We start from the raw sequence: 19447 nt of genomic DNA, 5'->3' as shown, positions 1-19447 counted from the left end.
TCCTGGTGCTGCTGGGCGTGTTGTGCTTCCGCGGCGCCGCGGAGTCGATCCTGTTGCTGGCCCTGTGGATCGGGTTCGGCTGGCTGCTGCGCGGCATGCTGATCGCTGCCTCGGCGGCCTCGGCCCCGGCCATGCCCGCGCGGGGCTGGCAGATCTTCCTGGGCATCACCATGCTGCTCGCCGGGATAGTGCTGATCATCTTTCCGTTCGCCTCAATCGCCGTGCTCACCGAGGTCACCGGCATCATGCTGGTCGTACTCGGGCTGACTGAGGTTGTCCACGGCTTCCAGCTGCGCCACCAGCTACGGAAACTCACCCCGGCCGGACAGACCGTTCCCCGCCACACGTGGCGCCCGCATCTCGGTCACCCTTGATCTGCGCGATGGCCCCCGACAACGGCATGCGTGCATCCGTCTCCTCGGCCACTCGGCGCCGCACACCGCGTCGTACGGCTACTGATCCCAGGTGGGCCGCATGGGGGCTACTTTTTCCTCTCCGCCTCCTGCGGTCCATCGCCCGATCCGCCGTGTGGCCGGGGACTGGCGGTGCTGGCCGCCTCCGTGCCCCCGGACCTTGCGGGAACATGCAGAACCTTCGTGATCTCTGCTGCCAGGGCGTTTGCCAGTGCCGGAGCAAGGGCGTTCGCCAGGGCGGTCGCGAGGGCCTGGGAAAAGAGGAGTCGTTCGATTTCCGACATGTGAGACGGCCTAGACAGTGAAGCCGTGGCCATTTCAAGCAGAGCCGCTACAAGCGGATCTTTCCCGTACTCGCTTGCTGTCTTATGCGGGAGGCCCGTCTCCCTTACCATCTCTTCGAAGACGTCATCGATGAATTCCTGCAAAGGCTCTCGATGTGCTTCGTTGCCGGGGTCAGCCGCCATTTCACTTTCCTCAGAGGTCGGTTTTTCGATGGGCAGCAGCCAGCTTGCCCTCGCCCTGGCGTGGCAACCGGACGGAGGGCAAGCTTCTCTGCCAGAAGTTTGGAGCTCTTTCGTTCGGCCCCACCGATGACTCTTTTCCCGCTACGCGGCTTCACTTCGTAGCGGGATGTCGAAGCCAGTGCGAAAGGGGCCGCCAAGTCAACGGTGCATGAGCGCGGCCATGAGCAGCGGGTTGACCGGGGGAGGCGGCGGAGGAGGAGACGGAGCCATCGCAGGGCCAGCCGTGAGAGCCGCCATGAGCAGCGGGTTGATGGGAGGCGGCGGAGGAGGAGGCGGGGGCGCCGCGTGGCTTGTAAGCGCCGCCAGAAGCAGCGGAGCGAGCGGCGACTCGCCCTGCTCCTTACGACCACGGACGAGCGCGGCCATGAGCAGCGGGTTGATCGCAGGAGGCGGCGGAGGAGGAGACGGAGCCACCGCAGGGCCAGCCGTGAGAGCCGCCATGAGCAGCGGGTTGATGGGAGGCGGCGGAGGAGGAGGCGGGGGCGCCGCGTGGCTTGTAAGCGCCGCCAGAAGCAGCGGGTTGATCGCAGGGGGCGGCGGAGGAGGCGGAGCCACCGCCGGGCCTCCTGCCATCGCCGCCAAAAGCAGCGGAGCGATCGGGGACTCCCCTTCCTCCTTACGACCACGGGCGAGCGCGGCCAGGAGCAACGGGGCGATGGGAGGTTCGTGGCGCTCCTCGCGGCGAGCCATCAAGGCGGCCAGCAGAAGGGGGCCGATGCCCTCCTCCTCGCCAGCCTCCTTCTTCTCGCGCATAGGAGCTTCCGGCATCGCTGTCATGATTGACCTTTCGGTGTGGCGATATAGCGACGTCGTTCGGTCTTGTTCCGATCAAGGGGACTTCACCTCGATACATCAGATATCATCACACCATCCGACATTGGGCATACCTCGGAGCTCGACTCGTAACCCGTATAGCGCACAAAGCCGGGGCGAAACTCGCGCACCTAGACCGTTCGAACTTGCCGTCACTGCTGACCTGTTCTAGTGAATTCCACCGTCGGCTCCAGCCGTCGATCAGCCCATTACCACGCGGTTTCCGAAGGTTGTCCCGCCCCCACAAATCACGTAGCCAGCCGCTTCTCCCTGACCTTCAGGCGAATCCTCTGCACCTGCATCAGCTAACGACGACTCATACGTGACCGCTCCACACCGCCGGGGCCTATGAGGTTCCTCAGTTGCTGAGTGTCGGCGGTAGCCGATAAGGACCGCGGCTACGCCAACGAAGGCGAGGAAGATCAGCCTTGCGCTCGTGCAGGCGTCGCCACCCGGCGAGCAGGGACGCGGTCCTCACGGCTACTCCAGCGCTGAGACCCCAGCCCTGTGGAGGACATGCCCTCGCGGCGATGCGATGGCGGATGCCGCGTTGGCAGAGCCGCCTGCGCAAGTGGTCGTAGTCATGATCGCTTCCTCATCCACGCGCGCCACGGTCGCTCAATGACCTCGGTGAAGCTCTGGTGCATGGGGTTGCGTCGGACATGCTCGAACACCCATGACTGGGGCTCGAAAGGGTCCTCGCTCCACGCACTACGGGTGTCGGCCGGGTCCTTCGCCGGTTCTTCCCCGTCGGCGCAGACCGCGCACGCCATGGCGTACCGGATCGGCAAGGCGTCCGGCTCCAGGTCGGGCTCCAAGGTCCACTCCGCCCGCAAGATGACCGTGTGCGCGCTCACTGGCACCACGCCCGTTGCGCGTTGGTCTCCAGAGCCACACCGAGGTGATCCCGCTCCGTAGCCAGCGGCAGAAAAACCACCGGCCGGGCTGTCCATTCGAAGCGGCTCCCCGCAACTGCCACCGCGAACGAGAAGACCTCGCCAGCTTCGAGGACCGCCTCAACATCTCGACTTCCACCCGCCAGCACATCCCAGGTGTAGGACGACACGGGGCTCACGCATCACCGTACCGATGATGGCAAGACCGATCCTGGCCCACCGGGCAGCCGCAGCAGCGGTACTCACGGCAAGGGAGTCGAAACGGTGGCTCTCCCCTTGATCGTCAACCGTGAGCCACTCACACCAGTAGCCCGCTCTCGTAGGGGTCGTTCCGTGCTCTCGTGCGTTGATCAGCATCGCTTGCTACCGAGCCCATCCGGGGACCAGTCCTTGACGTGAAGGAAGCCACCAGCCTTCTCAATTTCGGCCGCTACCTCGTCAAACTCAGCCTGTACCGGCGAGATCATCGACCGCCAGGCGGTGAGCACCGCCCCCGCCTCCCGCACCTGAATGCGCTCAATGGCGCGCATGAGCCCGTCGCGCCCTTGTGGCGGCAGGAGCCCCGTCGTGTCCTCGATCACCGCGACCACGTCCCAGCCGAACATGGCGGCGTACTCTTCGCACTCTCGCCGAGCACCGCTCGGATCAGCGTTAGCGGCCGTGCAAAGGTAGATCACGCACTTGAAGCGCTCCACCCCAGAAGCCGCGTCGGCGAGGTCCCTTCGGCGCTGGCGCTCACCGGGCGTACGGCGCGCTACGGGCGCTTCGCGATCCATTGTGTCCTGAATCCTGACCATGCGTCAATCGTGTTCCGGTGATTACACATGGTGAAGATACGGGCCGTACGACCTGCCAAGGTCGATTGCCCCGACCCGCACGCTCCGTACGACTCAGACAATCAACGGGACGCCGATGACCTCGCTGATCGTACGGACTTTCGCCGTAGACACCCGCGCCAGGCGCTTCCCAATGACTTCGGGCAGCGCTTGATGCCGCACCCATTCCGGCGCGTCCAGGCCCACGCTGATCAGCGTCTCGGCCGCCTGGTCGTAGAGCTTCGCTTCGCACTGTGCCAGGGCGACGTCGAGCTTGTAGCGGTTTCGAGCGACCTTGGACATGTAGCGAGGGATCTCGGTGTGCTGTGCGAGCTTGAGCGCCCGCCCGTAGTTCCCGAGCGCCACGGCGATTCCCACGGCCTCGGTGTTGGTGGCAGTCGGCCCGAAGTGCGTTCCGTACAGCGCCTCGTCCTTGTTCAGCCGCGCAGCGGCAGCGTGCGCCTGTGAGATGTAGTCATCAGCCGACGCCGCGTCACCTCGGCGTGAAGCGGCCACCGCTGCCGAAATCATCAGCCGCCCGTACGCGAGCATTTCCGGCCGGGATGGCCTGCTGAAGGACGGTTCGATGCGAGCGGCGGCACGCTCAGCGACGGTCACCGCTCGCGGAACCTTCGCGTCCCGCAGGTGGATCCACGAGAGGGTGGATTCCAGCAACGCGACCAGGACGGGATCACCCTCCGCGAGACTCTTCGCCGACGTAAGCGCACTCAGCGCAAGATCACGCTGTCCGAAGCCGTTCGCGCAGGATGCCGCCACCCGGTACGTGCTGGCCAGGACCAAGCCGAGTTCTTCGCGCTCACGGCCGGTGGTGCTCTCGTATCTGGCCCGCCCCTCCAGGAGGACCTTGGACGCCAAACCGCTCAACTCGGTGTTGTCGCTCCGCCAGTACGCCGACCAGGCGAGGTCCCGCGCCCGTGACAGCTCGGCGAGCGAACTCGGCTCACCTATGCCGTCCCAGTCACCGAGAGCGCTGTCATGGACCGCGTCGGAGAGCTGACGCAGTGCGGCGCGCGTGTCACGGCTCATCCCGCGCCGAGGGGCTTGCTGGCCAAGGATGACCGCAACGTCGGTCTTGAGCGCGGCAGCCAGCTTGAGCAGCGACCCAACCGAAAGATCGCCCTTGTTCTGCTCGGCCTTCTGCACGAGGCTCAACGAAACGCCAGCGGCCTCAGCCAGCCCCTGTTGCGACAGCTCCGTACCACGGAGGATCTTGATGCGTTGCCCGGTCGAGTAGTCGGCCCAGTTGCCCACAGTCCCCCCAAGGGGTCGCTCGCGCTCGATCGCTTTCGAGGATGCTAGTCCTCTTCCCCGTACACCCGGGGGTGAACAACGAGGCTGCGAGACAGGCTTCCCGCCGTGCCAGTACCGTGCCAGACAGGACGGATGATCATGGTCACCAGCGGTCACTCACGGATCGACAACGGAACGGCCCCTGACCCGCTCTTCAGCAGGCCAGGGGCCGTTTCTTCCCTGTGGCGGCGGCAGGGTTCGAACCTGCGTAGGCGTAAGCCGACAGATTTACAGTCTGCTCCCTTTGGCCGCTCGGGCACACCGCCAGGAAATTCGTGCTCGGGGTCCGCTTTCGCGGAGCTCCGTGGCGACGACGTAAACGATACCTGATGACCCGGGGTGCTCCGCCACCTGGTTGATCAGCGCCGTGGCCGGTGGCGATGGCTACCCTTGCGGGTACGGCCGGGCGCGCGGCGTGTGGTCCGCACCGGTTTTCGGTGCGCCCGCTCGTTCCCGGTCCGTTCCCCCGAGCATCCGACGCAAGGAGCCAACTGAACATGGCCGACTCCAGTTTCGACATCGTCTCGAAGGTCGAGCGGCAGGAGGTCGACAACGCCCTCAACCAGGCCGCCAAGGAGATCTCGCAGCGCTACGACTTCAAGGGCGTGGACGCCTCGATCGCCTGGTCGGGTGAGAAGATCGAGATGCGCGCCAACGCCGAGGAGCGGGTCAAGGCGGTCCTCGACATCTTCCAGTCCAAGCTGGTCAAGCGCGGGATCTCGCTGAAGGCGCTGAAGGCGGGCGACCCGCAGGCGTCCGGCAAGGAGTACAAGATCATCGCCTCCCTGGAGGAGGGGATCTCCCAGGAGAACGCCAAGAAGGTCGCCAAGATCATCCGCGATGAGGGCCCGAAGGGCGTCAAGGCCCAGGTCCAGGGCGACGAGCTCCGCGTCAGCTCCAAGAGCCGCGACGACCTCCAGGCCGTGATCGCCCTGCTCAAGGGCAAGGAACTGGACTTCGCGCTCCAGTTCGTCAACTACCGCTGAGCCCGCCCCGGGGCCTCACCGCGCGCGTGGTGAGGCCTCAGCGGGTGGCGAAGGGGCGGTCGGTGGGGACGATCTCACGGCCCAGCGGGGTCAGCGAGATCGGGATGAGCTTGAAGTTGGCGATGCCCAGCGGGATGCCGATGATCGTGAGGCACAGCGCGATGCCGGTGATGATGTGGCCGATCGCCAGCCAGATCCCGGCGAGGATCACCCACACCAGGTTGCCGAGGAACGAGCCGACGCCCGCGTCCCGCCGTACCACCGCGGTACGGCCGAAGGGCCACAGCGCGAAGCCCGCGATGCGGAACGCGGCGATGCCCCACGGGATCGTGATGATCAACACGAACATCACGATCCCGGCCACCGCGTAGCCGATGGCCATCCAGATGCCGCACAGCAGCAGCCAGATGATGTTGAGCAGGGTCTTCACCGGCGACCTCCGGCCATTTCCTCCAGGCGGGCGATGCGCTCCGCCATCGGCGGGTGGGTGGAGAACAGCTTGGACGCGTCCGCGGCGCGGAACGGGTTGGCGATCATCATGTGGCTGGTCGTCTCCAGCCGCGGCTCCGGCGGCAGCGGAAGCTGCTGGGTGCCGATCTCCAGCTTGCGCAGCGCGGATGCGAGGGCGAGCGGGTCGCCGGTGAGCCGGGCGCCGGAGGAGTCCGCCTCGTACTCCCGGGAGCGGCTGACCGCGAGCTGGATCAACGAGGCCGCGAGCGGGCCGAGGATCATCATCAGCAGCATGCCGACGATGCCGGGGCCCTCGTCGTCGTCGGAGCGGCCGACCGGGATCAGCCAGGCGAAGTTGACCAGGAACATCACCACGGAGGCGAGGGCTCCGGCGACCGACGAGATCAGGATGTCGCGGTTGTAGACATGGCTGAGCTCATGGCCGATCACGCCGCGCAGCTCGCGCTCGTCCAGGATCCGCAGGATGCCCTCCGTGCAGCAGACGGCGGCGTTGCGCGGATTGCGGCCGGTGGCGAAGGCGTTGGGGGCCTCGGTCGGGGAGATGTAGAGCCGGGGCATGGGCTGCCGGGCGGCTGTCGACAGCTCGCGCACCATGCGGTACAGGGCGGGCGCCTCGAACTCGCTGACCGGACGGGCCCGCATCGACCGCAGGGCGAGCTTGTCGCTGTTCCAGTACGCGTACGCGTTGGTGCCCAGCGCCACGAGGACGGCGACGATCAGGCCGCCTCGCCCGAAGAAGCTGCCCACGAGGATGATGAGCGCGGACAGTCCCCCGAGGAGTACGGCGGTCTTCAGCCCGTTGTGCCGGCGGTGCACGGTAGCCCTCCAAGACGTGCGGTGCGGAGCTCTCCTTCCACCCTCCAGTGGACCCTCCCGTACTGGTCAACGCCACGCGGAAGTCCCCGGTTCCCCGGGGCGGGACCGCCCGCCGTCCCCGTACGGGTGAACGTCACAACAGCGAGCCGGAGGCGAACCGCAGCACCAGTTGGGGAGCGCCGGACAGCGCGACGCCGACCACCGCGGCGGCCGCGATCGCGGCCGTGAGGGATGCCGGAGCCCGCACCACCGGCGCCGCCTGTCCGGCGGCCGGCTCGGGGCGCATGAACAGGAGGGCCGCCCAGCGCAGGTAGTAGTAGAGCGCGACCACCACATTCACGGCCATGATCACCGCGAGCCAGCCGAGACCGGCGTCGACCGCCGAGGAGAAGACCACGACCTTGGCGAACAGCCCGATGACGCCCGGCGGTAGACCGGCCAGGCAGAGCAGGAAGAACGCCAGCGCCAAGGCGGCGAGCGGCCGACTGGCGTACAGGCCGCGGTAGTCGGCGATGCGGTTCAGCGCGTTGGAGCGCAGTACCAGCGCGGCGACCCCGAACGCGCCGAGGTTCACCACGGCGTACATCAGCGCGTACGAGACGGTCGCGCCGATCTGGTGGCGCTGATCGGTCACGTAGCCCGCGGCGGCCAGCGGGACCAGCAGATATCCCGCCTGGCCGATGGAGGACCAGGCCAGCAGCCGTACCGCGCTGCGCGCCTGCTCAGGGCGCTGGCGCAGCGCGGCCAGATTCCCCACGCTCATGGTGAGCGCGGCGAGCACGGCGAGCGCCGGACCCCACACGTCCCCGTACGGCCGGAAACCGACGACCGTGACCAGGATCAGACCCGAGAAGCCCGCGGCCTTGCCCACCACCGACAGATAGGCTGCGACCGGAAGCGGCGCTCCCGTGTAGGTGTCCGGCACCCAGAAGTGGAAGGGCGCGACGGCGAGTTTGAACGCGAAGCCGACCAGAGTGAGCACCGCACCGGTCCTGGCCAGGGTGGCCAGTTGCGCGGGCGCGTGGGTGAGCCCGTCGGCCAGTGCGGTCAGGTGCAGGGTGCCGGTGGCCGCGTAGACGAAGCTGACGCCCAGCAGCATCACGGCCGTAGCGGTGACCGACGACAGGAAGAACTTCAGCGCGGCCTCGCTGGACAGCCGGTCCCCGCGCCGCAGTCCCACCAGCGCGAACGCCGGCAGTGAGACGACCTCCAGGGCCACCACCAGGGTCGCCAGGTCGCGGGAGGCGGGCAGCAGCGCGGCGCCCGCCGCCGAGGACAGCAGCAGGAACCAGAACTCCCCCTGCGGCAGCCGGTCCTGGTTGTGCAGCGACAGCAGCGCGGTGAGCAACGCGCCGCCGATCACCAGGAGTTGGATGGCGAGGGTGAAGTGGTCAGCGACGTAACTGCAGTTGTGCGCACCCGTGGTGAGGCAGAAGGTGCTGCGGTCGCCGCCCAGCAGCGGCAGCAGCGCCAGACCCGCCAGCACCATCCCGCCCACCGAGGCCCAGCCGAGCAGCGGTTCGCGCGCCTCGTCGACGAACAGGTCGGCGACCAGCACCACCAGCGCGACGACCGCGAGGATCGTGGGAGGGGCCACCGCGAGCCAGTCGACGGACTGGACGAGCCCTCCGGCGAGTTCGGTCATCAGTGGCCTCCCAGCAGGATGCGTACGGCCGGGTCGGTGAGGCCGAGCAGAGCCGCGGGCCACAGGCCCGCGAGGACGGTGAGCGCGACCAGCGGCGACCACGCGGCGAACTCAAAGCCCCGCACGTCGGCCAACCGCACCGCCTCCGCGCTGCGCTCCCCCATGCACACCCGGCGCACCACGCCCAGCAGATAGGCGGCGGTGAGCAGGGTGCCGAAGGCGGCCAGCGCCAGATACGTCAGATACGCCGGGCGGCTGAGCCCCGCCGCCGGGTGGAAGGAGCCGAACATGGCCAGCATCTCGCCCCAGAACCCGGCCAGCCCCGGCAGGCCGAGCGAGGCGACGGCGCCGAAGGCCAGCAGGCCGCCAAGGCGCGGCGCGGTGCCGTAGAGCGCGGCGCCGCCGTCGCCCGCGAGGCGATCCAGGTCGGTGCTGCCGTAACGCTCCTTCACCGCACCGACCAGGAAGAACAGCAGGCCGGTGATCAGGCCGTGGGCGATGTTGGCGAACAGCGCGCCGTTGACCCCGGTCGGGGTAAGCGTCGCGATGCCCAACAGCACGAAGCCCATATGGCCGACGGAGGAGTACGCGATCAGCCGCTTGAGGTCGCCCCTGTTGCCCTTGCGGCCGAGCGCCAGGCAGGCCAGCGAACCGTAGAGGATGCCGACGACCGCGAACGCGGCCAGATAGGGGGCGAAGAAGTGCGCGCCCTGCGGCGCGATCGGCAGCACGATCCGCACCAGGCCGTACGTGCCCATCTTCAGCAGCACACCCGCGAGCAGCACCGAACCGGTGGTGGGCGCGGCGGTGTGGGCGTCCGGCAGCCAGCTGTGCAGTGGCCACATCGGGGCCTTGACGGCCAGGCCGATGCCGATGGCGAGCACCGCGATGATCTGGGTGCTGTGGCTGAGCTTCGAGCCGTTGTCAGTGGCGAGTGCCACCATGTCGAAGGTGCCTGCCTTCAGCCCGATCAGCAGCAGGCCCAGCAGCATGACGACGGAACCGAGCAGCGTGTAGAGGATGAAGCGGAAGGCGGCGCGGTCCCTGCCCTCACCGCCCCACCGGGCGATGAGGAAGTACATCGGGATGAGCACCATCTCGAACGCCAGGAAGAACAGCATCAGGTCGAGCACCGCGAAGGTGCCCAGGGTGCCGGCCTCCAGGAGAAGGAGGAGTGCTACGAACGCCTTGGGGCTGGGCCCCTCGGGCATGTTGAAGTACGCATGCAGAGCGCACAGGAAGGTGAGCAGCGCGGTGAGGACGATCAGCGGAAGCGAGACGCCGTCCACCCCGAGGTGGATACGGATGTGCAGCGCCGGAATCCAGCTGAGATCGGTGCTGCCCTGCATACGCGCCGAGTGGCGGTAGTCGAAGGCGGCCGCCAGCACGATCGACAGCAGCAGTACCGCACCGGTGACGGACACGCCGTGCCGTAGCACGGCCTGGTCGGGGTCGCGGCCCTTGAGGCCGGGCGGGGCGGGCAGCAGCGCGCCGATCGCGCCCAGCAGGGGCAGGACGAGCAGCGCCACCAGGGCGTACTGCAGGACGGTGTCGTTCACGGCTCAGGCTCCGGTGGCGACGAGGACGGCGAGGACGACGGCGCCGGCGAGCAGTGCGCTGAGGTAGGTCTGCACATTGCCGGTCTGGGCTCGGCGGACCACCGCGCCCAGCAGCCGGGGGGTGGCTCCGGCGCCCTGTACGTACGTCTCGACGACCTCGCGGTCGAGGAAGCGGACGAGGCTGGAGGCGGCCAGCACGGGGCGGACGAACAGCGCCGAGTACACGGCGTCCAGGTGGAAGCCGTGCGCCGCGTGCCGGTGCAGTCGGCCGAGGAGCAGTCGGCCTGGGTCGGCGGGGTCGGGGGCGGCGGCGATGTCGCCGTACGCCTGTTCATGGGTGGCGATGGCGACGGCCTCGGTGGCGCCGGGTTCGGGCTCCACGTCGGTCACCACGCCGAGCGGTACCCGGCGCGCGGCGGTGACCCGCCAGGCCGCACCGGTGACCGCGATGCCGACCAGAGCCAGGCCGACGCCGACGATCGACGTGGTCAGGGTCGGGGTGAGCGGCGTGCCGTCGAACCACTTCGGCAGCGTGCCGACGGCCACCCCGAGGGAGAGCGCGGGGACCGCCAGCACCCACAGCACGGCGTTCATCACCACCGGCAGCTTGTGCTGCTCCGGGGCCTGCCCGCCGCTGCCGCGGAAGGCCAGCAGGTACAGCCGGGTCGCGTAGGCCGCGGTGAGCAGCGCGGTGGCCAGGCCCGCGGCCAGTACCGTCCAGCCGACGGCGACCGGTACGTGCGGCTGGTGGCCGCCCGCGGCGTGCTCGGCGGCACGCAGCACGGACTCCTTGGAGAAGAACCCGGAGAACGGCGGCAGCGCGGCCAGCGCGGCCAGCGCGATGGTGACCGTCCACATCGCGTCCGGCGCCCGCTCGCGCAGATCGCGCATCCGGGACATGGCGGCCAGCGAGTTGGTGCCCGCGGCGTGGATCAGCACGCCCGCGCCGAGGAACAGCAGCGCCTTGAACGCACCGTGGCTGAGCAGGTGGAAGACGGCGGCGCTACGGTCGCCGACGGCCAGCGCCCCGGTCATGTAGCCGAGCTGCCCGATGGTGGAGTACGCCAGCACGCGCTTGATGTCGTCCTGGGCCAGCGCGGCGAGCGCCGAGCCGATCATGGTGACCGCGGCCATGACCGCCAGTACCGCCAGCGCGGCGGCGGACAGCGCGAAGACCGGCAGCAGCCGGGCGATGAAGTAGACACCGGCCGCGACCATGGTGGCCGCGTGGATCAGCGCGGAGATCGGGGTGGGGCCCGCCATGGCGTCCGGCAGCCAGGTGTGCAGCGGGAACTGCGCGGACTTGCCCGCCACACCGCCGAGCAGCAGCAGCGCGACCAGGGTGGGGTGGTGCAGTTGGCCGCTCGCGGCCGCGGTGAGGATGCCGTTGATCCGGAACGTCCCGGCGTCCGCGGCGAGCGCGAAGATGCCGATCAGGAACGGCACGTCGCCGAGCTTGGTGACCAGGAACGCCTTGATCGACGCCGATCGGGCCTGCGGGGTCTCCCAGTAGTGCCCGACCAGGAAGTACGAGCAGATGCCCATGACCTCCCAGCCGACCAGCAGCACCATCAGGTCGCCGGAGTAGACGACCAGCAGCATCGCCGCGGTGAACAGCGACACCAGGGCCGCGTACGACGGGTAGCGCGGGTCGTCGCGCAGATAGCCGGTGGAGTAGATCTGCACGCAGGTCGCCACCAGCCCGACCAGCACCGCGATCAGCACCGAGAAGCCGTCGAGGTGCAGGGCCAGGTCGATCGGCACGGAGCCGGTCGGGGTGAGCCGGGTGCCAGCGTCGGTCGCCGGGCCGGTGCCCTGGCGTACGGCGACCAGCACGGCGAGGACGAACGCGGCGAGGGTGGGCAGCACCGCGAGCGGCCGTACGAACCCGGGTGCGCTGCGGCCGAGCAGCAGCCCGGCGGCGGCGCCCAGGAACGGCAGGAGGGGGACAAGGGCGGCGAGGGTCGTCAGGGTCACGCGGTCTGCTCCCTGGCGCGAAGTGCCTGCTCGGCGGCGGTGTCGGCGGGATTGTCAGTGGTGGGTGCGATGCTGGCGGAGCCAGCGTCGGGAAGGGTCCCGGTGTCGGCCAGATCGGTGAGCTTGTCGACGTCCGAGGTGCCCCGGTTGCGGTAGACGAGCAGCACGATCGCCAGGCCGATGCCGATCTCCGCTGCGGCGATGGTGATGGTGAACAGGGTGAGCGCCTGGCCCGCGTGCAGGGTGTCGCGGAGCCAGACGTCGAAGGCCACGAGGTTGAGGTTGACGGCGTTGAGCATCAGCTCGACGGACATCAGGACGAGGATCGCGTTGCGCCGGGCGAGGACCCCGTACAGGCCGACGCAGAACAGGAGGACGGCTAGGACGGCCGGATAGGCGAGGTGCATCAGCTCTCCCCGGTCTTCCGCTTGGACACAGCGGCACGCTCGGACCCAGCAGCACGCTCCGACATCGCACCGGGCCCGGACGACGCACCGCGCCCGGACAGTGCGCCGAGCGCAGCCGAGGCGGCACGCCTGGCCGGGGCACCGCGCCTGGACAGCACGATCGCGCCGACGAGCGCGGCCAGCAGCAGTACGGACAGCGCCTCGAACGGCAGCACCCAGTGCCGGAAGAGGACCGCGCCGGTCACCTTGGTCGACCCCTGGGCGGCGCCACCCAGGTCGATCCAGGTCGAGCGGAACGCGTCCACGACCACCCACACCAGCGTGGCCGCGGCGGCCACGGCCACGGTGAGCGCCACCCAGCCGTTGCCCGAATCGGCGTCCGGGGAGCGGCCGATGGGCGCCTTGGTGAGCATCAGCCCGAACAGAAGGAGGACGACCACGGAACCGACATAGATCAACACCTGTACCCAGGCGATGAATTCGGCGGTGAGCAGCAGGTACTCGATGGCGAGCCCGCCCAACGCCACCACCAACCACAGTGCGGCGTGCACCAGTTGCCTGGTGGTGACGGTGATCAGGGCCGCGCCGAGCGTGGCGATCCCGACCAGCGCGAAGGCGATCTCCACCCCGGACGGCGACATGAAGCCGGGGTGTGCGGCGGCGAGGGTCATGCGTCGCCCTCCCGCGGCTCCGTCTCCTGAGCCGTCCCCTCCTGGGCTGCCGTCTCCTGCGCGGCGGCCAGCTTCTCCGCCGTCTTGCGCGCGGCGGCGATCTCCTTCGGCTCCTCGGCACCGGGGTCGAGGGCGGGCGGAGTCGGCACCGTCCACATCCACTCGCGGAGCTTGTCCCGTTCGTGGGTCAGCTCCCGGATGTCGGTCTCCGCGTACTCGAATTCCGGTGACCAGAACAGCGCGTCGAAAGGACAGACCTCAATGCAGATACCGCAGTACATGCACAGCGAGAAGTCGATGGCGAAGCGGTCCAGCACGTTGCGGCTGCGCTCCCGCCCGCCGGGCGCGGCAGGCGGCACCGTCTCCTTGTGGGAGTCGATGTAGATGCACCAGTCGGGGCACTCGCGGGCGCACAGCATGCAGACCGTGCAGTTCTCCTCGAACAGCCCGATCACCCCGCGGCTGCGCGGCGGCAACTGGGGCGCGGCGTCCGGGTACTGGTGGGTGACCGAGCGGCGGGTCATCGTCCGCAGGGTGACGGCGAGGCCCTTGGCCAGACCGTGTCCGGGCACAGGACTCATGCGAGCACCTCGCTTCGCTCGGCGCGGCATTCGCCCAGGACGCACCTCTCCATGATTCGCTCGCTCATGAGATCACCACCTTGACGATGCCGGTGAGCGCGATCTGGGCGAGGCCGAGCGGGATCAGCACGGTCCAGGCGAGCTTCTGCAACTGGTCCTCGCGCAGCCGTGGATAGGTCACCCGCAGCCAGATGACGACGAAGGCGAGCAGCGCGGTCTTCACCAGCGTCCACAGCCAGCCGAAGCTGCCGGACAGCGGTCCATGCCAACCGCCGAGGAACAGCACGGTGGTCAGCGCGCACAGCACGACGATGCCCGCGTACTCGGCGAGCAGGAACAGCGCGAACCGCAGCCCGGTGTACTCGGTGTAGGCGCCGAAGATGATCTCGGAGTCGGCGACCGGCATGTCGAACGGCGGTCGCTGCAGCTCCGCGAGCCCCGCGGTGAAGAACACCAGCCCGCCGATGAGCTGCCAGGGGATCCACCACCAGTGGAAGGCCTGCACGATCCCGGGCAGTGAGATCGTCCCCGCGGCCATCGCGACCGATCCCGCGGCGAGCAGCATCGGCAGCTCGTACGCCATGAGTTGGGCGGCGGTCCGCAAACCGCCCAGAAGGGAGAACTTGTTAGCCGAGGCCCAGCCCGCCATGATCGAGCCCAGCACACCGACGCCCATCACGGCGAGCACGAAGAACAACCCGGCGTCGATGGCCTGGCCGACGAGCCCGTTGGGGCCGACGGGAATGGCGATCAGCACCAGCAGATAGGGCAACAGGGAGACGGCCGGGGCGAGTTGGAAGACCCGGCGGTCGGCGCCTGCCGGAACCACGTCTTCCTTCTGCGCGAACTTCACACCGTCCGCGACGAGTTGTGCCCAGCCGTGGAAACCTCCGGCGTACATCGGGCCGAGTCGGCCCTGCATATGGGCCATCACCTTGTGCTCGGTCTGGCCGACGACCAGCGGCAGCACCAGGAAGGCCACCAGGACGGCCACCAACCGCAGAACGACGTCAAGCGTGCCGCTCACTGCGTGTCGCCTCCTTCGTCACTCGTGGCTTCCCTGGTCTCCGCCCCGGTCCGCTCGGACGCGGCCTCGGGTTCCGGAACATCCGGCTCCGGCGTGGCCCGCGGGGCTTCCGGTTCCGACGCATCGGGCCTCGCGGTGGCTCGCCGAGCCTCCGACCCCGCCGCACCCGGCTCCGTGGGCTCCTGCGTGCCCCGCGCAGCCTCGGATTCCGCCGTCTCCCGGGGCAGGTTCCACGGCGCGTCCGAAGTGCGCCTGCGCGGAGCCGGGCGCTCCGGTGCGGGCGCGCCCTCGGCCGAGGGCTCCTCGGCGGCGGCCCGCTGGCTCGCCGACCCCTCCGACGCAGTGCGCGCACGCCGCGCCGGACGCTCCGGCGCGGAGGTCGACCCGGCGGGCGCCGCCTGGCTGGCCGAGCCCTCGGAGACGCTGCGGGTGCGCCGGGCCGGGCGCTCGCCCGCCGCCGCGCGGGCGGGACGGGCCGGGGCAGGCGGAAGTTGGCCCTTGAGCGGTCCCCACTCGTTGGGGTCCGGCACACCCGGCGGCAGCATCTGCCGCCGCTTCGGGCCACCATGTGCAGTGCCCGCCGCGGGCTCCCCTGGCTCCTTCGCACCAGGCCATGCCTTCGCCACCCGCGCCGCCAGGACGAAGTCCTTGCGCAGCGGGTGTCCCTCGAAGCCCTCGGGAAGCAACAGCGGAACCAGGTGCGGATGGCCGGTGAAGCGGACGCCGAACATCTCGTGCGTCTCCCGCTCGTGCCAGGCCGCACCGGCGTAGACCCCGGTGGCGGTGGGCAGTTCGGGCGCGTCGTGCGGCACGGTGGTGCGCAGCACGAGGTGCCGTACCCCACCGTGCCCCGGGTCGGCGAGGTGTGCGCAGACCTGGAAGCCAGTGCCCGGCTCGTCGACCGCGCTCAGCCAGTCGAAGTAGCCGCAGCCCAACTCGTCGCGGGCGGTCTCCAGCGCGGTGATCCACGAGGCGGCCGGGACGTCCACGGTGAGCAGGCCGTACGCCTCCTCCGCCGTCGCCTCTGCGCCGAAGATCTCGGCGGCGGCCTCCGGCAGCCGGTCGAACGCGGTCATCTGCCGCCCTCCCCCGGTGTCGGCGGGGCGGCGACCAGCCCGCTGCTCAAGGCGGCGGCCGACGGCCGCGCGGCGCCCGCACCGTCCCCGTACCGCTCGCCGAGCGACTCGCGGGCGATCTTCTCCTGGAGCTTGAGGATGCCCTGGAGCAGCGCCTCGGGCCGCGGCGGGCAGCCGGGCACGTACACGTCGACCGGGATGATCTGGTCGACGCCCTTGGTGACGGAGTACGAGTCCCAGTAGGGGCCGCCGCAGTTGGAGCAGGCGCCGAAGGAGATGACGTACTTCGGTTCCGGCATCTGCTCGTAGAGCCGCTTGACCGCGGGGGCCATCTTGTCGGTCACGGTCCCGGAGACCACCATCAGGTCCGCCTGCCGGGGACCGGGCGCGAACGGGATGACCCCGAGCCGGATGAAGTCGTGCCGGGCCATCGACGCGGCGATGAACTCGATCGCGCAGCAGGCCAGACCGAAGTTGAACACCCACAGGCTGTAGCGGCGGCCCCAGTTGAGCACCACCTTCATCGGCTCGGGGGCCAGGCGTGCCAGCGTGCCGAGCCGCCTGGGCTCCGGTAGCGGCTGGGGCTGGGGCAGCGGCTGAGGATTCGTCTGCGGCGTCACGTCCATTCCAGGACGCCCTTCTTCCATGCGTACAGCAGCCCGACGGCGAGGAAGCCGATGAAGACGAACATCTCCACCAGCGTGGTGCCGCCGAACCCGGGTGCGGCGAACACCGTCGCCCACGGGAACAGGTAGATCGCGTCGACGGCGAAGATCACGTAGAGGAAGGAGTAGACGTAGTACCGGATCTGGGTCTGCGCCCAGCCCTCGCCGACCGGGTCGACACCGCACTCGTACGTCAGCATCTTCTCCCGCGTCGGCACCACCGGCCGCAGCAGGTGCCCGGCCGCGAAGGCCACGGCGACGAAGAGCACGCCGACGACCGCTACCAGGCCGACCACCGAGTAGGCGTGGTAGTACCCCGCCGCCAGGTACGCGTCGGCCGCGCCCCTGACGCCGCCCACGGCGTCGGCGCTCGCCACGGTGGCCACGGTCGCCTCCGGCACGTCCGCCCCTCGTTCCTCTTCCGTCCCGGCACCCGTCCAGCACGCCGTCCGGCGTTCGAGACGATGTCCAGGAGGTTTCTTTACGACTCTTTAGACGATCTGTACGCAGGCGAGTCTATGGCCTGCCCGGGACGACGGGCCGACGAGGGACAGGTCCTTGTCGGACGGGCAGACCCGCTGGTGGGGAAAACCCCACCTTCTCCCCCCAACACCCCCCATGGCGCGGCCGCTGAGTGGCCGGGCAGTCTTACATCATGGACACCCGTGCCCTGGACGAGACAGCCCGCGAAAGCGTCGAGGATGACGATGCCCAGCCGTTGCCGCCGCCGCGGCTGGCGTTCGGCGCGGTCACCTGGAAGGAGATCGCGCACCTCCTGCTGAACCTGCCGGTCGACCTGCTCTGCTTCGCGTACGTCGTGATCATCCTCACCCTCGGCATCGGCCTGTCGGTGACGGTCGTGGGGCTGCCGCTGCTGGCGGGCGGGCTGCTGGGCTGCCGGGTGCTGGGCCGGATGGAGCGAGCCCGGGTGCGCGGGCTGCTGGGGGTGCGGATCGACGAGCCACGGCGGCTGCGGTCCCGGGAGGGCGGCTTCCTCGGCTGGCTGTGGACCAGGATCAAGGACCCGGTGGCCTGGCGGCACACGCTGTACTTCTTCATCCGGCTGCCGTGGGGCGTGCTGACCTTCGGGCTCGCGGTGACCCTGCTGTTCGTCGGCTGGCCGGTGCTGCCGTGGGTGGCGCGCGGGCTGGCCAACGTCGACCGGGCGATGGCCCGCGGGCTGCTGTCGCCGTCGGACGAACTGGAGCGCAGGATCGCCGAGTTGGAGAACGACCGGGGCACGGTGGTGGACACCGCCGCCGCCGACCTGCGCCGCATCGAACGCGACCTGCACGACGGCGCACAGGCCCGGCTGGTCGCCCTCGCCATGGACCTCGGCCTGGCCAAGGAAAAACTCGCCGAGGACCCCGAAGCCGCCGCCAGGATGGTGGACGAGGCACACGGCGAGGTGAAGACCGCCCTGCAGGAGCTGCGCGACCTCGCGCGCGGCATCCACCCGGCGATCCTCACCGACCGCGGCCTGGGCCCGGCCCTGTCCGCGGTGGCGGCCCGCTGCACGGTCCCGGTGAACGTCACCGTCGACCTGCCCGCCCGACCGGTACCGGCCATCGAGGGCATCGCCTACTTCACCGTCTCCGAACTGCTGACCAACATCAGCAAGCACAGCGGCGCCAGCCGGGCCGCCGTCGACATCTGGCGCTCCGAAGACCGCATGCTGCTCCAGATCGCCGACAACGGCCGCGGCGGCGCCTCCGCCGACACCGGCAGCGGCCTGGCGGGCCTGGCCGAGCGGCTGGACGCGGTCGACGGCCTGCTGGTGGTCGACTCCCCACCCGGCGGCCCCACCACCATCACCGCCGAGCTGCCCTGGCGGGACCGGGAGAAGGCCCAAACCGCACGGTAGGGATATCCCCCGCCCGAAAACGCCGATCCGCACCATGGGCCGAGGCCGTCCTCGCCACCACGCTGGAAGCACCACGAACCACTGTGAGTAGGACGGACACAACCATGGCGACCGGCTATCCCGAACAGACGCGCCCTCGGGTGCCCGCGGTGCTGCGCGCCCCGCTGGAGGGCCGCACCTGGCGCGAGTTCCTGTACCTGATCCTCAACCTGCCGACGGGCGTCGTCTGCTTCACCTTCGCGGTGGCGATGCTGTCCTGCGGTGCCGGGCTGCTGATCACCTTCCTCGGGGTGCCGGTGCTGGCCGCGATGCTGGCGGGCTGCCTGGGCCTGGGCCATGTGGAGCGGGCCAGGGCCAGGGGGCTGCTGCGGCTGGACGTCGCGGACCCTGAGCCGGTACGCCGCGGGCGCGGGCTGATGGGCTGGGTGGGCGGCCTGTTCAGGTCCGGCGTCTCCTGGCGGCATGTGCTCTACGCGTTCTTGCTGTTCCCGTGGGGTGTGTTCACCTTCTGCGTCTGCGTGGTGCTGTGGACGTACGGCTGGGCGGCGCTGACCTACCCGCTGTGGCAGTGGGTCTTCCCGGCCTACGTCCACCAGCCGGGGCTCCAGCTGTACGGGGACGTCGACCACTCCGTGTACCTGGACGGTCCGTTCAAGGTCACGCTGACCGCGCTGGCCGGGCTGCTGCTGGTGCTGGGCACGCCGTGGGTGATCAGGGGGCTGACCGCCGTGGACCGGCTGATGGTCCGCGGGCTGCTCGGGCCGTCCCGGCTGGCCACCCGGGTGCACGAGCTGGAGACGGACCGGGGCACGGTGGTGGACACCGCCGCCGCCGACCTGCGCCGCATCGAACGCGACCTGCACGACGGCGCACAGGCCCGGCTGGTCGCCCTCGCCATGGACCTCGGCCTGGCCAAGGAAAAACTCG

General features: G+C 69.7%; 20 protein-coding genes and 1 tRNA gene. 4 read left to right on the top strand and 17 right to left on the bottom strand.

Going from position 1 to position 19447, the window contains the following annotated elements; genetic code table 11:
- A partial coding sequence (locus NON19_RS31885; protein ID WP_255932754.1) for a DUF308 domain-containing protein occupies positions 1-374 on the top strand: 374 nt, incomplete at its 5' end.
- Positions 375-481: 107 nt separating this feature from the next.
- Here the strand turns inward: NON19_RS31885 and NON19_RS31880 are convergent.
- From NON19_RS31880 to NON19_RS31865, 5 genes are all read right to left on the bottom strand, one after another.
- Positions 482-880 carry a hypothetical protein gene (locus NON19_RS31880; protein ID WP_255932753.1) on the bottom strand — a complete coding sequence of 133 codons (399 nt, stop codon included), beginning with the start codon at positions 878-880 and terminating at the stop codon, positions 482-484.
- A 1454-nt stretch (positions 881-2334) separates the two neighbouring features.
- The gene (locus tag NON19_RS33955; protein WP_443729347.1) at positions 2335-2706 is read right to left on the bottom strand and encodes a DUF7848 domain-containing protein; all 372 of its coding nucleotides are present in this window, start codon (positions 2704-2706) and stop codon (positions 2335-2337) included.
- A 293-nt stretch (positions 2707-2999) separates the two neighbouring features.
- Positions 3000-3446, bottom strand: a complete 447-nt coding sequence (locus tag NON19_RS31875; protein WP_255932752.1) for a recombinase family protein — start codon at positions 3444-3446, stop codon at positions 3000-3002.
- A gap of 93 nt (positions 3447-3539) precedes the next feature.
- Positions 3540-4736, bottom strand: a complete 1197-nt coding sequence (locus tag NON19_RS31870) for a helix-turn-helix domain-containing protein (RefSeq protein ID WP_255932751.1) — start codon at positions 4734-4736, stop codon at positions 3540-3542.
- A 222-nt stretch (positions 4737-4958) separates the two neighbouring features.
- A tRNA-Tyr gene (locus tag NON19_RS31865) sits at positions 4959-5041 on the bottom strand.
- Between the two features lie 231 nt (positions 5042-5272).
- Here NON19_RS31865 and NON19_RS31860 point away from each other — a divergent pair.
- Positions 5273-5761, top strand: a complete 489-nt coding sequence (locus NON19_RS31860) for a YajQ family cyclic di-GMP-binding protein (RefSeq protein WP_255932750.1) — start codon at positions 5273-5275, stop codon at positions 5759-5761.
- 37 nt (positions 5762-5798) lie between these two features.
- Here the strand turns inward: NON19_RS31860 and NON19_RS31855 are convergent, their stop codons facing one another.
- The 12 genes from NON19_RS31855 to NON19_RS31800 all read right to left on the bottom strand — a co-directional run bounded on the left by NON19_RS31855 (position 5799) and on the right by NON19_RS31800 (position 17057).
- Positions 5799-6191, bottom strand: a complete 393-nt coding sequence (locus tag NON19_RS31855; protein ID WP_255932749.1) for a YccF domain-containing protein — start codon at positions 6189-6191, stop codon at positions 5799-5801.
- The gene (gene htpX / locus NON19_RS31850) at positions 6188-7048 is read right to left on the bottom strand and encodes a zinc metalloprotease HtpX (protein ID WP_255932748.1); all 861 of its coding nucleotides are present in this window, start codon (positions 7046-7048) and stop codon (positions 6188-6190) included. Before htpX ends, NON19_RS31855 begins: the two co-directional genes overlap by 4 nt.
- A 133-nt stretch (positions 7049-7181) precedes the next feature.
- A complete protein-coding gene (locus NON19_RS31845) occupies positions 7182-8693 on the bottom strand; it encodes an NADH-quinone oxidoreductase subunit N (protein WP_255932747.1) in 1512 nt (503 codons plus the stop codon).
- The gene (locus NON19_RS31840; RefSeq protein WP_255932746.1) at positions 8693-10252 is read right to left on the bottom strand and encodes a complex I subunit 4 family protein; all 1560 of its coding nucleotides are present in this window, start codon (positions 10250-10252) and stop codon (positions 8693-8695) included. Before NON19_RS31840 ends, NON19_RS31845 begins: the two co-directional genes overlap by 1 nt.
- Before the next feature lie 3 nt (positions 10253-10255).
- Positions 10256-12229, bottom strand: a complete 1974-nt coding sequence (locus NON19_RS31835) for an NADH-quinone oxidoreductase subunit 5 family protein (protein WP_255932745.1) — start codon at positions 12227-12229, stop codon at positions 10256-10258.
- The gene (gene nuoK, locus NON19_RS31830) at positions 12226-12636 is read right to left on the bottom strand and encodes an NADH-quinone oxidoreductase subunit NuoK (RefSeq protein ID WP_255932744.1); all 411 of its coding nucleotides are present in this window, start codon (positions 12634-12636) and stop codon (positions 12226-12228) included. The genes NON19_RS31835 and nuoK overlap by 4 nt, the downstream gene beginning before the upstream one ends.
- Complete coding sequence (locus NON19_RS31825) at positions 12636-13307, bottom strand: NADH-quinone oxidoreductase subunit J family protein (protein WP_255932743.1); 672 nt, start codon at positions 13305-13307, stop codon at positions 12636-12638. Before NON19_RS31825 ends, nuoK begins: the two co-directional genes overlap by 1 nt.
- Positions 13304-13888 carry a NuoI/complex I 23 kDa subunit family protein gene (locus NON19_RS31820; protein ID WP_255932742.1) on the bottom strand — a complete coding sequence of 195 codons (585 nt, stop codon included), beginning with the start codon at positions 13886-13888 and terminating at the stop codon, positions 13304-13306. The genes NON19_RS31825 and NON19_RS31820 overlap by 4 nt, the downstream gene beginning before the upstream one ends.
- Positions 13889-13952: 64 nt before the next feature.
- Complete coding sequence (locus tag NON19_RS31815) at positions 13953-14915, bottom strand: complex I subunit 1/NuoH family protein (RefSeq protein ID WP_255932741.1); 963 nt, start codon at positions 14913-14915, stop codon at positions 13953-13955.
- Positions 14912-15991 (bottom strand): NADH-quinone oxidoreductase subunit C, encoded by a 1080-nt coding sequence (locus NON19_RS31810; protein WP_255932740.1) that lies wholly within the window; start codon positions 15989-15991, stop codon positions 14912-14914. Before NON19_RS31810 ends, NON19_RS31815 begins: the two co-directional genes overlap by 4 nt.
- The gene (locus NON19_RS31805; RefSeq protein WP_255932739.1) at positions 15988-16617 is read right to left on the bottom strand and encodes an NADH-quinone oxidoreductase subunit B; all 630 of its coding nucleotides are present in this window, start codon (positions 16615-16617) and stop codon (positions 15988-15990) included. The genes NON19_RS31810 and NON19_RS31805 overlap by 4 nt, the downstream gene beginning before the upstream one ends.
- The gene (locus NON19_RS31800; RefSeq protein ID WP_372514369.1) at positions 16608-17057 is read right to left on the bottom strand and encodes an NADH-quinone oxidoreductase subunit A; all 450 of its coding nucleotides are present in this window, start codon (positions 17055-17057) and stop codon (positions 16608-16610) included. Before NON19_RS31800 ends, NON19_RS31805 begins: the two co-directional genes overlap by 10 nt.
- A 254-nt stretch (positions 17058-17311) precedes the next feature.
- Between NON19_RS31800 and NON19_RS31795 the strand changes: the two genes are divergently transcribed.
- The gene (locus tag NON19_RS31795; RefSeq protein ID WP_255932738.1) at positions 17312-18520 is read left to right on the top strand and encodes a sensor histidine kinase; all 1209 of its coding nucleotides are present in this window, start codon (positions 17312-17314) and stop codon (positions 18518-18520) included.
- 104 nt (positions 18521-18624) lie between these two features.
- Positions 18625-19447 (top strand): sensor histidine kinase (locus tag NON19_RS31790; protein ID WP_255932737.1); only part of this gene is annotated, 823 nt, incomplete at its 3' end.

Origin of the sequence: Streptantibioticus rubrisoli (assembly GCF_024436055.1) — a bacterium.
In the GTDB taxonomy this organism is placed as follows: Bacteria; Actinomycetota; Actinomycetes; order Streptomycetales; family Streptomycetaceae; genus Streptantibioticus_A; species Streptantibioticus_A rubrisoli.
The sequence above is the reverse complement of the archived record's forward strand: the minus strand, read 5'-3'. Positions and strand labels throughout refer to the sequence as shown.

Excerpts from the sequence above, each read along its gene's own strand:
- NON19_RS31880 (WP_255932753.1), bottom strand. The coding sequence starts at position 880 with ATGGCGGCTGACCCCGGCAACGAAGCACATCGAGAGCCTTTGCAGGAA.
- NON19_RS33955 (WP_443729347.1), bottom strand. The coding sequence starts at position 2,706 with ATGGACAGCCCGGCCGGTGGTTTTTCTGCCGCTGGCTACGGAGCGGGA.
- NON19_RS31875 (WP_255932752.1), bottom strand. The coding sequence starts at position 3,446 with ATGGTCAGGATTCAGGACACAATGGATCGCGAAGCGCCCGTAGCGCGC.
- NON19_RS31860 (WP_255932750.1), top strand. The coding sequence starts at position 5,273 with ATGGCCGACTCCAGTTTCGACATCGTCTCGAAGGTCGAGCGGCAGGAG.
- NON19_RS31845 (WP_255932747.1), bottom strand. The coding sequence starts at position 8,693 with ATGACCGAACTCGCCGGAGGGCTCGTCCAGTCCGTCGACTGGCTCGCG.
- nuoK (WP_255932744.1), bottom strand. The coding sequence starts at position 12,636 with ATGCACCTCGCCTATCCGGCCGTCCTAGCCGTCCTCCTGTTCTGCGTC.
- NON19_RS31825 (WP_255932743.1), bottom strand. The coding sequence starts at position 13,307 with ATGACCCTCGCCGCCGCACACCCCGGCTTCATGTCGCCGTCCGGGGTG.
- NON19_RS31820 (WP_255932742.1), bottom strand. The coding sequence starts at position 13,888 with ATGAGTCCTGTGCCCGGACACGGTCTGGCCAAGGGCCTCGCCGTCACC.
- NON19_RS31810 (WP_255932740.1), bottom strand. The coding sequence starts at position 15,991 with ATGACCGCGTTCGACCGGCTGCCGGAGGCCGCCGCCGAGATCTTCGGC.
- NON19_RS31805 (WP_255932739.1), bottom strand. The coding sequence starts at position 16,617 with ATGGACGTGACGCCGCAGACGAATCCTCAGCCGCTGCCCCAGCCCCAG.
- NON19_RS31795 (WP_255932738.1), top strand. The coding sequence starts at position 17,312 with ATGGACACCCGTGCCCTGGACGAGACAGCCCGCGAAAGCGTCGAGGAT.